General features: G+C 37.9%; 13 protein-coding genes. 3 read left to right on the plus strand and 10 right to left on the minus strand.

The annotated features are described in order from the left end of the window. Positions 1-556 precede the first annotated feature (556 nt). The 8 genes from EUBHAL_RS09095 to EUBHAL_RS14855 all read right to left on the minus strand — a co-directional run bounded on the left by EUBHAL_RS09095 (position 557) and on the right by EUBHAL_RS14855 (position 9,187). On the minus strand, positions 557-1,858 hold the full coding sequence (locus EUBHAL_RS09095) for an SLC13 family permease (protein WP_005348405.1): 1,302 nt from the start codon (positions 1,856-1,858) through the stop codon (positions 557-559). Between the two features lie 33 nt (positions 1,859-1,891). Further along, complete coding sequence (locus EUBHAL_RS09100) at positions 1,892-2,815, minus strand: alpha/beta hydrolase (RefSeq protein WP_005348406.1); 924 nt, start codon at positions 2,813-2,815, stop codon at positions 1,892-1,894. A gap of 680 nt (positions 2,816-3,495) precedes the next feature. Continuing rightward, positions 3,496-4,302: a helix-turn-helix domain-containing protein gene (locus EUBHAL_RS14850; protein ID WP_005348411.1), complete on the minus strand. Its 807-nt coding sequence runs from the start codon at positions 4,300-4,302 to the stop codon at positions 3,496-3,498. A gap of 425 nt (positions 4,303-4,727) precedes the next feature. Beyond that, positions 4,728-5,240 carry a transcription repressor NadR gene (locus EUBHAL_RS09110; RefSeq protein WP_005348416.1) on the minus strand — a complete coding sequence of 171 codons (513 nt, stop codon included), beginning with the start codon at positions 5,238-5,240 and terminating at the stop codon, positions 4,728-4,730. Positions 5,241-5,265: 25 nt separating this feature from the next. Then, positions 5,266-6,117, minus strand: a complete 852-nt coding sequence (gene nadC, locus EUBHAL_RS09115; RefSeq protein ID WP_022170186.1) for a carboxylating nicotinate-nucleotide diphosphorylase — start codon at positions 6,115-6,117, stop codon at positions 5,266-5,268. Positions 6,118-6,152: 35 nt separating this feature from the next. Continuing rightward, complete coding sequence (locus EUBHAL_RS09120) at positions 6,153-7,358, minus strand: L-aspartate oxidase (RefSeq protein WP_005348418.1); 1,206 nt, start codon at positions 7,356-7,358, stop codon at positions 6,153-6,155. Positions 7,359-7,378: 20 nt separating this feature from the next. After that, positions 7,379-8,287 carry a quinolinate synthase NadA gene (gene nadA / locus EUBHAL_RS09125; RefSeq protein ID WP_005348419.1) on the minus strand — a complete coding sequence of 303 codons (909 nt, stop codon included), beginning with the start codon at positions 8,285-8,287 and terminating at the stop codon, positions 7,379-7,381. Between the two features lie 207 nt (positions 8,288-8,494). After that, entirely contained in the window at positions 8,495-9,187 is a 693-nt protein-coding gene (locus EUBHAL_RS14855) for a hypothetical protein (RefSeq protein ID WP_005348420.1), read from the minus strand. Between the two features lie 162 nt (positions 9,188-9,349). On the opposite strand from EUBHAL_RS14855, the gene EUBHAL_RS09135 reads away from it, so the two are divergent. The 3 genes from EUBHAL_RS09135 (at position 9,350) to EUBHAL_RS09145 (ending at position 12,679) form a co-directional block, all read left to right on the plus strand. After that, positions 9,350-10,018 carry a response regulator transcription factor gene (locus EUBHAL_RS09135; RefSeq protein WP_022170185.1) on the plus strand — a complete coding sequence of 223 codons (669 nt, stop codon included), beginning with the start codon at positions 9,350-9,352 and terminating at the stop codon, positions 10,016-10,018. 2 nt (positions 10,019-10,020) lie between these two features. After that, positions 10,021-11,388, plus strand: a complete 1,368-nt coding sequence (locus EUBHAL_RS09140) for a sensor histidine kinase (protein ID WP_005348422.1) — start codon at positions 10,021-10,023, stop codon at positions 11,386-11,388. A 379-nt stretch (positions 11,389-11,767) separates the two neighbouring features. Next, the gene (locus EUBHAL_RS09145; protein WP_005348424.1) at positions 11,768-12,679 is read left to right on the plus strand and encodes an Ig-like domain-containing protein; all 912 of its coding nucleotides are present in this window, start codon (positions 11,768-11,770) and stop codon (positions 12,677-12,679) included. Positions 12,680-13,340: 661 nt separating this feature from the next. Here EUBHAL_RS09145 and ftsH read toward each other — a convergent pair. Both ftsH and hpt read right to left on the minus strand, forming a co-directional pair. Continuing rightward, on the minus strand, positions 13,341-15,197 hold the full coding sequence (gene ftsH, locus EUBHAL_RS09150) for an ATP-dependent zinc metalloprotease FtsH (RefSeq protein ID WP_005348426.1): 1,857 nt from the start codon (positions 15,195-15,197) through the stop codon (positions 13,341-13,343). Then, positions 15,187-15,777 (minus strand): hypoxanthine phosphoribosyltransferase, encoded by a 591-nt coding sequence (gene hpt, locus EUBHAL_RS09155; RefSeq protein WP_022170181.1) that lies wholly within the window; start codon positions 15,775-15,777, stop codon positions 15,187-15,189. Before hpt ends, ftsH begins: the two co-directional genes overlap by 11 nt. Positions 15,778-15,803 lie beyond the last annotated feature (26 nt).

Genomic DNA, 15,803 nt, shown 5'->3' on the forward strand with positions numbered 1-15,803 from the left:
GTGGTTCTTTTTCATGTTTTTTGAGCAATCCGATAGAATATCTACAACGGTTGTCTATTTATAATCCGGCAAATCAATTAAAAGATTTGGGGAAGAAGACAGAAAATATAAAAATACCAGGCAATTAAATTTTAGTGGACTGATACGAAAATGGATGTGAAAAGCACTGAATTTTAGCCATATTTTATTGAGATTAGCATGACAAATGCTGTAGTGGAACAAGATTGATTTGCATATGTATTAGAGCGTGTTTGAAACTTAGTTTATTATTGTAACACAATGATAACAGTTTAAACGTCAGTCCTTTAGAATTTTAACTCCTCGGAATGCCATAACCATCTGACGCCTCCCTCAAATCTCTCCAAAAATAAATTCTGAATTTGCTTAGGCAGCCAAAGACAGCTCCCAAAGAGAGACCATACCCTATATTTGTGGCCTCGGAGCAAAGGTTGGATGTAAGCGGTTAAGCGAACATTCAACCTGCAGCGACTAAAGTCACAAATATAGGGTATGGTCTCTCTTTGGGAGCGTCTCTTTGCCTGCGGCAAATCAGAAGTTACAGTTTTAGTACATGGAAAAGTACTGCCGTTAACACAACGATTGCATTTGTAACTGTCTGAACCGGTACCGCTTTCTTACAGTAGTGCTGTACATCCGTTTCTGTCAATGCACATCCAGTATAAGTAGAAGAGTTCGTTGGTGTAGAACTTGTTGCAAGTGACAGGTTACATACAAACGGTGCGATAATTGCAACAGCCGGTATTCCAAATCCTGCGCCGATGGAAATAAATACCGGATACAGGGCATTGAAAATCTGGAATGGTACAACGTAGATAATGACAACGCACAGAAGAAGCATAATAACGTGAAGGTATCTTAACAGGAAAGATGGACAAACCTGCATAAGTCCGTTTGAGAGGGCTTCTACCATGCCTGTGTTATTAAATACTGCCTGATATACATTAATCGCCAGGAGCATGATCAGGATGTTTAAGTACATTGCTCCAACTTTGTTGAATATTTCTCCGAAGTTGTCTTTGTAGTTAAGCATTGCAGTGATTACTGTTGCAAAAATAAATACGAAGTATGGTGCAATACCGAAGATTCCGAGTGCTACGAGGCAGAGAATAAAAAGGATAAAATTTACCCAGAAGAGTTTTGGTCTGCGGTTTTGATTCTCCTCCTGTTGTGCTGCAGCTTCTACGGTTGTAGTAACTGCCTGGAATGTTCCGACACGTCTTTTGTGTTTGATTCCAAAGTATACCCACTGGAAAATGATTGCTGGAATGAAACATAATCCCCAAGGCATAGATGCAGCTGCGAGTTTATTGGCATCTAAACCGGCAGAGGAAGCAGTGTATGCCATTCCAATTCCCCAGGGGATAAAGCACATTGCGGACATGGCTGTCTGTGCAATGATGAAAGCTGCTTCTCTATCAAAATCAAACTTTTTATACAGAGGCACCATCAGTGGAAATGTAATAAGGTATGCAGGTGTAAAGTTACCTGTCAGGATGCTGAAACCGCCGATGAGGGTTGTCAAAACCATAATAACGATTACATTCATCTTGTTTCCGAGTTTTGTTGTGATAGCGGAAACGATCGTGTCGAATACACCGGCTTCTGTAAGCATCTGGAAATACAAAAATGCAAACAAGAGCATAAATCCAGCCGATTTCATCATGGAAGCAAGCTGTTCTACGATGAAAGTACTTGTTTCTTCTATGGAATGCCCAAGAATCAGTGCACAAAGAACCGGTGCAATGAAAAGGACAAAGTTAAATGGAAGTTTTTTTGTTATAACAGTGGCAACTACAATGAGAATCAGAATAAATGCCATGATTAAAGTAGCGTTCATAAATAAATCCTTTCGTTTATTATAGTTATTTACTTAAATATGCTTTTTAATAAATTCATCTACAATGTTAAGATTTTCCGTTGTCCAGAAAGCGTTATCGCCATGAACTGCATTTTCCATTATATAGAATGTAACGTCTTTTTCTTCTTCTCGAAGTTTTTTGTAAAGGCGTACGCTCTGTCTCCAAGATACAGTGTCATCCCCTGTTCCATGCATCATAAGGATTGGAGGAATTGGTGTGGCTTTTTCTACATAATTAGCGCAGGTGACCGGGACAGAAAGTTCTGGATGTTCATAAACATTATTGCCGCCGATCAACTTTCCTTCCGGACTGTCTGGCTCGCCCTGGTTTAAAGTGGTAGGGAAGTCTTCTTTCTGACGAACATCTGTCACACCGTAAAAATCAACGATGGCCTTTACTTGGCAAGAATATTCATTGTAGTCTTCCGTATCTAAAATGTCCTGTCCGGCAGTGATTCCGGCAAGTACAGCAGTATGTCCGCCGCTGGAATCTCCCATGATGAAAATGTTATCTACATCGATATGATATTCTTCTGCGTGTTTTCTTAAAAATCTTATGCCGGTTTTTGCATCCTGAACCTGTGCAGGAAAAGTAGCCAGATCACTTTCTCTATACTGTAAAATAGCAGTTACGAAACCTCTTCTTGCAAAATCAGCCATGGCAGAAAGACGTTTATACTGATCCTGCTTCAGCCATGCGGAACCCTGCACATAAAGAATCGCCGGATATTTCTGCTGTGCAGATTCTGGTTTTACTTCTGGTACGAGCATTTGTAATGTGCGCTCCCCCTCTGATCGTGTAACATAAACAACGTCATGTTTATAAACATGGTAGATTTCCTGACCAGTTGCCTTTATATGATGAACTTCTTTCATCTGTGGAACTGCCTGGAAAAAAGTTTCAAAATCTGTGTTTTTTATTTCTTCTGGTGTCATTTGTATCTCCTTTCTAACCCTTGCTTATGCCGGAGTATATACAGTAAAATATATATTCAAATCGCAGCTGATATAAACTCAAACAGCTTATATTGTTAATTATATAACCATGTCTTGCTCGCAGGTCAATCTGTCAAAATGTATAAAAATCATAATAAATTTTGTATAAAATAACGAGATTTTTTTATGATTAACAGTAAAAGTGTTTGAGCTGTTTCTTTAGATTTGGGTATTTTTTCAAGTGAATATAAAAACAGTTTCTGAGTGTACCAATGGTTTAGAAATAGTTTGGAAATAATTTAGAAGATGGCAAAAAACCTGTGAGTAGCTCACAGGTTTTGGACTTTAAATTGAAGTTATAAAGGTTGAAAAGGGAAATTGAAGCTTACTTCTTGCTCCAATATAATATAGTCAAGTCAAATCATCCCCCTATTCCCAGTCATTCTCGAGTAAGCAGAATACATCAGCTTCTGTCCCCAAATCCCCTCCCCCTGTTTAATTCATCTTCTCCAGCCACAGCACAGAAGCCATTGCCCCCTTTGTGGTCTCGGAGCAAGTGTTGGATGTGAGCGCGTGGAGCGAACATTCAACGCGCCGCGACTAAAATCACAAATATGCCTTATTGGGGGGCAATGGCTTCGTCTGTAGTGTATCTAATGAATTAAATAGTAAAAAACCTATTATAATGGAAGCTGCATGCGAAAATAGTCTTTTCTTTCCCCGGTTTCATCAAGAGTGATCCGCAGGCGGAAACCATACACAGGAGCTTTAGGAATACCAGATTTATATTCATTATAATAACGAAGGAACTCGTTAATCAAGTCTCCCTCGGAAGCGTAATGCCCTCTAAGACTCATGTAAGCAGTAAACATTCTGCCTCCGGAAATCTTTTCAAATCCTTTTTTATTTTTCATGAAATCATTATCCGTATCTATAGAGATTCCATGTCCCCATGAAAATGCAGAAAGATCTCCTTTGAAGTATTCAGGAGAAAGTTCCAGTAAAGAGCTGCTTTTGGGAGCATATTCTGCGAGATTGATTCCATCGGATTCACAGGAAGCCTCATCCATGTAGTTCAGTCCTTTTGTCTGACGGCGAAAATAAAAGTCAGGGCAATCCTCAATGTACCATTTACCAAATCTGCGGTCTAAATCGGCCAGTTCTTTTCGATAATTTTCTATAAGTTCACGAGTATTTAGTAATTCCGTTACCTCTGTGGTGAGTTCCTGACTTCTTTTTTCAAGAAGGGAAGAAAGCAAAGCATTATCCCCTTTTTTAAGAAGGAGCTGGATGTCTTTTAAGGAAAATCCCATATTTCGATATTTCATACATTCATAAATATCCGTACAGCTTTTTACATCGTAGGAACGATAATTGGATTGTTCTCTTCTGCTTGAGGAAATCAACCCCAGTTTTTCGTAATATTTAATAGTATGGACGGATACGCCGGTAAATTTAGAAAGCATTCCGACAGTTTTTTCATTCATTATTTCACCTGCCTGTATATCTGGTATTACTGTAATTGTATAATGCCCCTTTGATACCAGATTGCTACGTGCCCTGCACTCTCGCAATCTTCAAAAACATTCATAATCCGCTCATTTTTCTTTGAAAAATGGCTACTTACTCATATTTTTGGCGGGTCAAGAGGTCAAAAAACCTCTCCCAAGCAAGCTTGCATCGGCTTTCTGACTTTTTGACCCTGGTATCATTACATTATAATAGATACCAATGAAAAGTAAAAGCAGGAATATATAGAATCGGCTGTGAAATCCATAGAAGTTATCATATATTAAAAAACGGACAACGCCGGAATGATATGCGTTGTCCGTTTCTTTAATCATGAAGCATTATTTTGAGTCTTTACAAAATGAAATACAGACAAGTACACTTTTGTAATCATACAAAATACTTATACTTCTGTAATTAAGTATCCTTTTTCTTCAAGTGTTTTTTCAATCAGATCGAGTGTTTTTTCGGAATCTGCTTCTACTGTATGGTAATGGTAGTTAGATGTGATGTTTTTAAGAGGGCTTGACTTGCCGTTCTTAATATCATCGATAAATGCCTTTACTTTTAATCGGGAAGAAATGCCAAGTGGGGCTTCCATATGACCGTATACCCGGTGATTGACCATTACGTTTACAACAGTGCCGCCCAAATCCACAATCGAGTAAAGTTCATCTTCTGTCTGAGCATCTGTGTGACTAACTTTAAATACTCTTGTAATTGTATGCGGAGCATTCAAAATGTATCCACGATTAGTAGAGATAATGTCATAACCTGCGGTACGAAGCAGAGCGATATCCTGCACGATTACCTGACGGCTGACATCATAAAGCTGTGCCAGAGTCTTACCGGAAATTGGTGAAGTGCTACTTTTTATTGTATTAATTAATTCTTCTCTTCGTTTCGAACCAGTCATTGTGTATCATTTTCCCTTTCATTAATTACAGAGCGTGAAGATTCTTCAGTGAAATATCAAGAACAGGTGCGGAATGAGTTAGCGCACCACTTGATATATAATCTACTCCAAGAGAAGTCAGATGGTCAATATTTTCTTTTGTTACATTACCAGAACATTCTGTTTGAGCACGTCCGTCAATAATACGAATCGCTTCTTTCATTTCCTCAACAGACATGTTGTCAAGCATGATAATATCTGCACCAGCTTCTACTGCTTCTTTTACCATGTCAAGATTTTCAACTTCTACTTCAATCTTACGTACAAATGGAGCATATTCCTTTGCCATCTGTACAGCCTTTGCTACGCTGCCTGCTGCACCGATATGGTTATCCTTTAAAAGGACTCCATCGGAAAGATTATAGCGGTGATTGAATCCGCCGCCGGCACGAACTGCATATTTTTCAAAAATACGCATGTTAGGTGTTGTCTTTCTTGTATCTAAAAGCTTTGTCTTTGTTCCTTTTAAAAGAGCAGAAACCGTATGTGTGTAAGTGGCGATTCCACTCATACGCTGAAGATAGTTTAGTGCAACACGTTCACCGGACAAAAGCACACGAATATCTCCGGTAACTGTTCCCATGAGCTGTCCCTTTTTTACGGCATCCCCATCTTTACAGAGAAATTCTGTCTTTGTGTTCTCATCTAATAATTCAAATACTCTTTTAAATACATCCAGCCCGGCAACAATACCATCCTGCTTACAGATAAGCTGTACTTCACCTTCTACAGCTTCTTTCATAACAGAGTTGGTTGTAACATCCTCACTGGAAATGTCTTCCTGCAGAGCGAGACGAATCAGTTCGTCTGCCTGAAGTTTCATGGAAATTGTATTCATAGGTAGTTTCCTTTCTATATAAATAATACATAAATTTATACGGCTGCAGATTCACTGAAGTCTACAGGTTTAACAGTCTGTTCTAAACCACATATCTTACGTGCGGCTCTTTTTGCAAAGACAAGACTTTCAAGAAGAGAGTTACTTGCCAAACGATTCGCTCCATGTACACCATTACAACTTGTCTCACCAACAGCATAAAGATGATCCATAGAAGTCTTGCTGTCACTGTCTACCCAGATACCACCCATAAAATAATGCTGTGCAGGGACAACTGGTATCCATTCTTTTAATACATCATATCCCTCTTCCAGACATCTCTGATAAATATTAGGGAAATGATTGAGAATCGTCTCTTTATCAATATGTTCCATAGAAAGCCAGACATGACTGGTTCCGTCTTTTTCCATCTGTGCCTTGATCGCTTTCGTAACAACATCACGTGGAAGAAGCTCATTTACAAAACGTTCTCCGTTCTTATTATAGAGAACCGCACCTTCTCCACGTACTGATTCAGAAATTAAAAATCTTCTTCCCGGTTCTTTAGAATAAAGAGTGGTAGGATGAATCTGAACATAGTCAAGATGCTCTAAACGAATTCCATGCTTCTTAGAAATATCTAACGCATCTCCTGTCAGATGAGGGAAGTTTGTAGAGTGCTTATAACATCCACCGATACCACCGCTTGCAAAAATCGTATCCTCGGCACGGATGTGCATGATCCCGCCATCCTTTGTTTTAGCGATAATACCTGCACAATGTCCGTCCTGTACAATAATATCTGTCATGGTCGTATATTCATAAATCGTTACATTCGGAAGCTTTTTCACCTGTGCAAGAAGTTTGCTCGTAATCTCCTGTCCTGTGATATCCTCGTGAAAAAGAATTCTTGGTCTGGAATGTGCCCCTTCTCTTGTATAAAGAAGTTTATCACCGTCATGAGCAAAATCAACACCATAGCCGATCAGGTCATGAATAATCTCCTGAGAACTGCGAATCATAATGTCAACTGATTCTTTACGGTTCTCGTAATGCCCTGCCTTCATCGTGTCTTCAAAATAGTTGTCATAATCATTCTCATCTGTCAAAACACAGATACCACCCTGTGCAAGAAAAGAATCACTGCTCTCTAAATCTGATTTGGTAATCATAATAATATTTTTATCTTTTGGAAGATTTAACGCAGAAAATGTACCGGCTACACCTGTACCGACTATTACTACATCTGTCCTAAAATCCATTGCTGTTTACCTCCTGCTTACTACTTTGCAGCCAGCTCAAGCATCTTTTCGAGAGGCTTTTTAGAATTCTCTCTTAAAGCATCACTGACATGCACTTCATTCTCTCCTGTCTTCAATACGTGGAGAATCTTCTCCAAAGTATTTTTCTTCATATTCGGGCAGACTGGAAGCCTGTCTGGATAATAAAATGTCTTATCTGGATTCTGTGTCTTTAACTTATAACCAACACCTTCTTCTGTACATACGATAAATTCCTGACAGTCACTCTCTGTAACATAATTAATAATACCAGAAGTACTTCCAACATAATCTGCCATTAAAAGAATAGACTCCTGACATTCTCCATGGGCAACAATCTGTGCATCTGGATGCTGTGCCTTTACATTCGCAACATCTTCCGCCTCAATACGCTCATGTGTCGGGCAAAATCCATTATTATAAACAAAATTCTTCTCCGGCACCTGACTGGCAACATAATGAGCCAGATTACGGTCAGGGATAAAGAAAATATTCTTCTGCGGCAGCTCCTTTACAATCTTAACTGCATTTGCGGAAGTAACACAAACATCAGAATACTCCTTGAGCGCTGCAGTAGAATTGATGTAACATACTACTGCAAGATCATCGTATTCCGAACGAACCTTCTTGATCGTCTCGATTTCTGCCATATGCGCCATCGGACAGTCCGCATTCATATCCGGCATTAAAACGGTCTTCTTCGGATTTAAAATCTTTGCACTCTCGCCCATAAAAGAAACACCACAAAAAACGATTGTCTGCTCTTTTAACTTTGTAGCAACCTTGCTCAAATAAAATGAATCTCCTATGTAATCAGCGATCTCCTGCACCTCAGGACGCACATAATAATGTGCAAGAATCACTGCATCTTTTTCTTCTTTTAACTTCTTTATTTCTTCTACAATTGTCATGAAATACCCTCCTGTAAGGTATGGCCTTTAAAGACCCCCTTCTGATTTTTGCCAAATTTCTGTCCATTATAACACCAAAGTTTACATCTGACAAGACACCTGTTAAAAAAGTGTAAAGAAGATTACAACAATGGCAGGGATTCTATATCATATAGAAATTCCCTGCCATTGTTGCTACATACCATATTTATTTTTCCAACATGAGTGTTATTTTACAGTAATCGTAAATGTTACTTTTTCTTTATTTGCTGTATTTGTACATGTAACCGTTGTCTTTCCAGGTTTTATCCCAACAAATTCCATTTCATCATCATATATTCCATCATCCATATCTTCGAATGCAAGAACAGAAGAATCTTCTACTGTCCATTTTAACTGACGGTCTTTTACTCCTTTTCCTTTTGTTTTCTTAACTTCAAGTTCTAATTCACCATTTACTCTTATACTACGTTTCAGAGAGCCTTTTGCACAAATCGTTTTATTTTGGTAAGATGCTTTTATTGTTTTTTTAACATTTTTCACTGTAATCTTAAAATTAATTTTTTTATCGGTTTTTGTATTTCGACAAGTAATTTTTGTTGTGCCTGCTTTCAGTGCCTTAAATTTAATATCATCATCATGTCTTTCTTTCCCGGCAAATGTTACAATAGAAGAATCTTTAATACTCCAAGTCAGGTTTTTATCTTTAACAGACTCTGGCTTATCTACTTCTAGTTCAAATATCTTTCCTTTAATAATACTACGTTTCTTTTTTCCCTCTCTCGAAATGTCTTTTTTCTTTGTAGCTGCCTGCACAGTATTAACATTTCCAATTGCAGGGGTGGTATAACCTGCCGCAAACAAAATAGTAAATAATAATACAACTGCCATCCCAGGGAATAAATACCTTCTTTTTCTCATAGTTTTCTCCTTTCATTTTGCATAATTTTTGCAATCTTTTAAGATTTTATTGAATAACTTCCTTTATTTTATATCTTGATTATACTCACAAAAAATGAGAAAATCATTAAAAAGCATATTTAAAAATGACAGATGATCAAGTTAAGAAAGGAGTATAAATCTATGAGGATGCTGATTGTTGAAGATGAAAAAGATTTGTGTAATATTTTAAAAAAACGGTTGCAAAAAGACTATACTATTGATATTTGTATGGATGGCGAAATTGCTAAAGATTATCTGAATACCTATACTTATGATATTATTTTACTTGATATTATGCTCCCTAAAATAGATGGAATCACTCTTTTAAAATGGCTGCGAAACCAAAAGAAGACTACACCTGTTCTTTTGCTGACTGCAAAAAGTTCTATTGAAGAACGAGTAAACGGATTAGATTCCGGTGCAGACGATTATTTAATCAAACCGTTTGCTTTTGAAGAACTACAGGCCAGGCTTCGGGTTTTGCTTCGAAGAAATATAGCAGCAGACCCAAGCGACATTCTTATTTATGAAGACCTTGTAATGGATACGAAAAAGAAAAAAGTCAGCCGTAATGGTAAGGAAATTTCCCTTACTACAAAAGAATATAAATTACTGCAATATATGATGCGTAATCCTGGACATGTTCTTTCACGTGATCAGCTTGAACAGCGAGGCTGGGACAGTACTTTTGAGGGAGGTTCTAATATTATCGATGTCTATATCCGTTATCTCCGAAAAAAAATTGACTCCGATTATGAAAAAAAATTAATCCACACTGTATATGGTAAAGGATATTGTTTAGGAGAGTAAATATGAAAAGTTCAAAACTATCAATAAAATTTCGAATCACCTTTTGGTATACTCTTGTGTTTTCTCTCATTCTGGCTCTCGTATTTTTTTATATTTATTTTCTTTCTAAAAGCTACAGTGTCCATGATCTTCAGGAAGAGCTAAAAGATGAATCCGCTGATATACTGGAAAATTTATATGATAAGTCCAGCAGGAATGATATTTTGTATAATGCAGACTGGACAAAATTCTATGACGATAATGTTTCTATCAGTTTATATGACAAAAACAGTTCTTTTATAAATGGTGTTTTGCCAGAACATTTTCCTGATAAAGTTCCATTTATCAACAATAAGGTACGACAGATAAAATCTGATAAAAATATCTGGTTAGTCTATGACTATTGTTATGAAGAATCTCCGGAAGATTCCATATGGGTTCGAAGCATCGCTTCTTATGGACATTGGTCAAGAATTCTTTATAATATGCTATGGATTTTTGCTGTTCTTTTCCCTATTACTGTTTTCATCTCCGCCTTTGTCGGCTACCATATATTAAAAAAAGCGTTACAACCAATTTACACGATCAGTGATATGGCAAAAGAGATATCTTTTTCCGTCAATCTTTCAAAACGTATTGAAACATCAAACACTCATGACGAATTTTCTTACTTGGCTGATGCATTTAATTCTATGATTGCTAAACTGGAAAAGTCTTTTGAAAAAGAGAAACAATTCACATCCGATGCAGCTCATGAACTAAGAACACCAATTTCAGTAATACAAAGCCACTGTGAATATTGCCTTGATGAACTAAAGCTCACCGATAGTGTTCGGGAAGAAATTGAGATTATTTATAAAAAAACAACCTATATTGGCCAGCTGATTTCTCAGCTTCTTACTATATCCCGCACAGATAAGCATAGTTTTAAGCCTCAAAAAGAAGAAGTAGACCTTACTCTTTTAATAGAATCTGTCATAGAAGAACTTCAGCAAAAGGCAGCTTATAAAAATATTTCTCTTTTATTTGAATATATCCCCCAAAATGAATCATATATTATTCAGGGAGACACGATGCTCCTAATGCGTATGATTTATAATCTTATAGAAAATGCGATCAATTATGGTATAAACGGCGGATGTGTCTGGGTTAATCTTATAAAGAACCAGGAAAACACTGATATCATCATCAAAGATAATGGAATCGGTATCGAAAAAGAACATCTTGACAAAATATGGAATCGTTTTTATCGAGTTGATAAAAGCAGGAGTACCGGGGAAGGCTTTGGACTTGGACTTTCTATGGTTCGTTTTATTGTAGATATTCATGGCGGAAGTATTGCCGTAAAAAGTAAACCTGGATACGGAACTACATTTACTGTGTCATTATAAAGCAATATCATTGACCACCCCCTGATTTTTGCCAAATTTCTGCCCATTATAACACCAACATTTACATCTAACAAGACACCTGTAAAAAAAGTGTAAAGAAGTTTCTGATAGTGTTTGACCACCGCCTCTTTTCTATGTTACAATTAAGATGAACATATATATTGATATGCGATTAAGAGGAGGGCCGGATATGATTTATTTGACAATTCTCAATACAATATCTATTCTATTTTTAAGAATCGGGCGAAGGCTCTTGTCCGGTTTTCGTGGTGTGATAAAGCTGATTTTTTAAGCGTCTTTTTGTCATGTACAAAAAGACGCTTTTTTTGACCCGGAAACTCTATGAGCAAATACATTTATTAAGAATGGAGGTCACTTTATGAATAAATATTTTAAAAAATCCACAAAGAGGTCTGTTATTTCCATGCTCAGCATTGCCATTACTCTTTGCCTACTGTTTTCCCTTCTTTTTCCGGGAAAAGCTGTTAATGCAGCTCCAAGAATGAGACTGAATAAAACTGCTGTTACACTGATTCAAGGAAAAACTGTAAAACTACGAGTAATTGGAACTAAAAGGAAAGTAACATGGAAAAGCAGTAATAAAAAGATTGCAAAAGTGAATAAAAAGGGAGTTGTAAAAGCTTTAAGCCCTGGCAAATGCACCATTACTGCAAAGGTAAGAGGCAAAAAGCTAAAATGTAAAGTAACGGTAGATACCGTTGAACGAATCAACGCGAAAAAATTATATGATCTTATACGGAAAAAAGGTAAAAAAGGTAAAGGAGAAGAAAAAAATCTAAGAACAATTTCTACAAAGTTCCGTCCTAAAGGCACAGATGATTCTATTGAAGTCCGTATTACTGCCTACCCGGAAAAAGGAAAGCTCCTTTTTAGCTATGATTACGTTCTAGATTCTCCATGGGATAGTTATCATACAGAATTAACCATGAATCTCCTGAAAAAGAAAAAAGGTACGATTTCCAGTTCTTACAGAAACCTGTATGTCGATCCTGTATATACTCATTCTGTAAATGGTACGATTTCTACCTTATATGACGGAAAGTCACAGGGGCTTTTCCTGACAGAATGTTATAATGGGGCTGATTCAGATGAGGCTTATGATGATGTAGAAACTTCTGTTCCTTATAAAGGCAAACCGAGGCCAGACGATATCATCAAAGGAATCTACCGAATAAATGATGCTTTTGCCAATTATAATATTTTACTTAAAAAATATGGATACAGCATGAAAAAGATTGGTTTTACCAAATGGAAAAATACAAATAACTAATACGGTACCGAAGTCTCTTTCCGGTATTCTGTCATATGTCATCATAATACAGTAAATGAATAATTAATTCTTCATAAATGCAAAAATGAGAGCAGCCACGATCGCTGCTCTCTTTGGAGAAGGTATTCTTGTTACACTAAATGCAACAAAACTTATAATGTATTGGGGGGGGTTACGAGTATTATAATAGCATTTCCTACCACGAAAGTGTGCATAAACATGAAGAAATTTCAAAATATTTTTTATGCATTTTTCGCAATGAAATACCCCTATTTGCCAATATTAAACTCAATCTTTTGTTCATATATAACAACTTCCTACAGTATTCAACGAAAAACACCAATTTTGTACTTGTAAAAATACTTTTTATGAAGAAAAGAAACAGCAACCAGAAATGCTGTAAATTTTATTTTGAAAGAATCTATGAAATAATTTGAGAAAAACACAAAAAAAGATGACCAGCGAACGGTCATCTTTTTGGAGAAGGTATTTTTTGTTACTTATTGGGTGTAGCAAAACTATATAATGTATTGGGGGGGGTTACGAGTATTATAATAGCATTGGGTCACCCGAAAGTGTGCATAAAGTTTTAATGAATTGAAAAAAATTTTTGTGCAGATTCGTTCGAATTCTGACGACTTTTGTCATTCTGACTGAAAGACTATAAATTCTCCTCGGCTGCTTTATCATTTTTAAACAATGCTTCAAATTCTTCTCGGCTAATACGCTCTTTTTCAAGAAGTAAGTTCGCACAGGAATGAAGTACATCCATATTTTCTGTGAGGATTCTCTTCGCGTCTGTGTAGCAATCGTCAACAAGTTTCTTTACTTCTTTGTCAATGATGCTTGCGACTTCCTCGCTGAAGCTTCTGGAGTGACCGAGGTCACGTCCGAGGAATACTTCGTCTGTGTTCTCTTCGTAGTTGATAAATCCGAGTCTGTCGGACATACCGAACTTCGTAATCATACTTCTTGCGGTATCTGTTACCTGTTTGATGTCCTGAGACGCTCCTGTGGTTACATCGTCAAAGATTAATTCTTCGGCGATACGTCCGCCCATGCCGACTTTGATTTCCTGAATCATGCGGCCTTTTGTCTCAAATACGTTATCATTCTCTGGTACAGGCATTGTGTATCCTGCTGCCCCCATACCAGTAGGAATGATGGATACGGTGTATACAGGGCCTACATCTGGCAGTAAATGGAATAAGATTGCATGGCCTGCTTCATGGTAGGCTGTAATCTTACGCTCTAATTCTGGCACAAGACGGCTCTTTTTCTCAGTTCCGATTCCAACCTTAATGAAAGACTTTCTGATATCCTCCATGCGGATGAATCGTGCATTATTTCTTGCTGCATGGATTGCCGCTTCATTCATAAGGTTCTCAAGATCTGCTCCAGAGAATCCTGGTGTTGTGCGGGCAATCTGGTGTAAATCTACGTCTTCTGCAAGTGGTTTGCCTTTTACATGGACTTTAAGGATTTCTTCTCTTCCCTTTACGTCTGGTCTGCCAACTGCTACTTTACGGTCAAAACGGCCTGGTCTTAAAATAGCAGGGTCAAGAATATCTACTCGGTTTGTTGCTGCCATCACGATGATTCCTTCATTCACTCCGAAACCGTCCATTTCTACGAGGAGCTGGTTCAATGTCTGTTCTCTTTCATCATGGCCGCCGCCAAGTCCGGTACCTCTTCGTCTTGCCACCGCATCAATCTCATCAATGAAAACGATACATGGTGCATTTCTCTTTGCATCTTCAAATAAATCTCTTACACGGGAAGCTCCGACACCGACAAACATTTCCACAAAGTCGGAACCGGAAATACTGAAGAATGGCACGCCTGCTTCGCCGGAAACGGCCTTGGCAAGAAGAGTCTTACCTGTTCCTGGAGGACCTACTAAAATAACACCTTTCGGAATTCTCGCACCTACTTCAATGTATTTCTGCGGACTCTTTAAAAAGTCTACGATTTCTTTTAATTCTTCTTTTTCTTCCTGTAATCCTGCAACCTGGTCAAAACGGATATTCTGAGATTCCGGGTCCTGCATTTTTGCGCGGCTCTTTCCGAAATTCATCATCTTATTTCCGCCGCCGCCACCGCCGGAAGCACGGCTTATCATACCAAACATGAACATCATGATCACACCAATGACGATCCACGGCAAAATCATGGAAAGCCAGCCTGCATCGGATGACTTCACATCGTCTACCTGACAGGATACTTTATACTGCTGTGCCAGATCAATGACCTTATTCACGTCAGTTACATGTGCTACTTTCTTCTCTCCATCATTCAGTTTTACAATGGCAGAACCTGTAGGAACCTGTGCGTTCTGCACTACCTCTATTGACTTTACTTTATTCTTTGCAATATCGGACTCCAGTCTTTCGTAAGAATACGAACTGCTGCCGCTCCCCGACATCAGATTCTTCTCAGCAAAATAATTGCCAAACATATATACCGCCAGGAACACTACCAGTAAAATGGCAGTATTTCTCATATTTCTATTCAACATTGTCTCCTTTCTCTTCCCCGGAAGCCTGCTCTGCTCCCTCCTCAGCATCTTCTGCTGCCTCTGGTTCTACAACTCCGATAAATGGAAGATTTCTATATTTTTGTGCATAGTCAAGTCCGTATCCAATAACGAACTCATCTGGAATATCAAATCCAAGATAATCAATCTGAACTTCTACCTCTCGGCGGTCTGGTTTATTTAAAAGGGCACACAGACGGATACTCTTTGGATTTCTCTGTTTTAATACAGGGATAAGGTAGTGAAGTGTTCTTCCGGAGTCGATGATATCCTCCACGATAATTACTTCCTTGTTCTCCATTGTATCATCTAAATCCTTCTTAATACGAACGATTCCCGAACTCTCTGTCGCATCTCCATAGCTGGATACCTGCATAAAGTCCAGAGAAACCGGAACTGTAATTCTCTTTGCTAATTCGCAGGCAAAAAATACACCGCCCTTTAAAATACAAATGAGGTGAACTTCTTTTCCTGCATAATCTTTGCTGATCTGTTCACCGATTTCTTTAATCTTTGCGTCTACAGTTTCTTCTGGAATCAAAACATTAATCTTATCTGCCATTTCCGTGTCCTCCATTAAAAAATTCT

This window comes from Anaerobutyricum hallii DSM 3353, assembly GCF_000173975.1.
In the GTDB taxonomy this organism is placed as follows: Bacteria; Bacillota; Clostridia; order Lachnospirales; family Lachnospiraceae; genus Anaerobutyricum; species Anaerobutyricum hallii.

Coding starts and splice junctions, on each gene's coding strand:
- EUBHAL_RS14850 (WP_005348411.1), bottom strand. CDS start 4,302: ATGAATGAAAAAACTGTCGGAATGCTTTCTAAATTTACCGGCGTATCC.
- EUBHAL_RS09110 (WP_005348416.1), bottom strand. CDS start 5,240: ATGACTGGTTCGAAACGAAGAGAAGAATTAATTAATACAATAAAAAGT.
- EUBHAL_RS09120 (WP_005348418.1), bottom strand. CDS start 7,358: ATGGATTTTAGGACAGATGTAGTAATAGTCGGTACAGGTGTAGCCGGT.
- EUBHAL_RS09145 (WP_005348424.1), top strand. CDS start 11,768: ATGAATAAATATTTTAAAAAATCCACAAAGAGGTCTGTTATTTCCATG.
- EUBHAL_RS09100 (WP_005348406.1), bottom strand. CDS start 2,815: ATGACACCAGAAGAAATAAAAAACACAGATTTTGAAACTTTTTTCCAG.
- EUBHAL_RS14855 (WP_005348420.1), bottom strand. CDS start 9,187: ATGAGAAAAAGAAGGTATTTATTCCCTGGGATGGCAGTTGTATTATTA.
- nadC (WP_022170186.1), bottom strand. CDS start 6,117: ATGAATACAATTTCCATGAAACTTCAGGCAGACGAACTGATTCGTCTC.
- hpt (WP_022170181.1), bottom strand. CDS start 15,777: ATGGCAGATAAGATTAATGTTTTGATTCCAGAAGAAACTGTAGACGCA.
- EUBHAL_RS09135 (WP_022170185.1), top strand. CDS start 9,350: ATGAGGATGCTGATTGTTGAAGATGAAAAAGATTTGTGTAATATTTTA.
- ftsH (WP_005348426.1), bottom strand. CDS start 15,197: ATGTTGAATAGAAATATGAGAAATACTGCCATTTTACTGGTAGTGTTC.
- nadA (WP_005348419.1), bottom strand. CDS start 8,287: ATGACAATTGTAGAAGAAATAAAGAAGTTAAAAGAAGAAAAAGATGCA.
- EUBHAL_RS09140 (WP_005348422.1), top strand. CDS start 10,021: ATGAAAAGTTCAAAACTATCAATAAAATTTCGAATCACCTTTTGGTAT.
- EUBHAL_RS09095 (WP_005348405.1), bottom strand. CDS start 1,858: ATGAACGCTACTTTAATCATGGCATTTATTCTGATTCTCATTGTAGTT.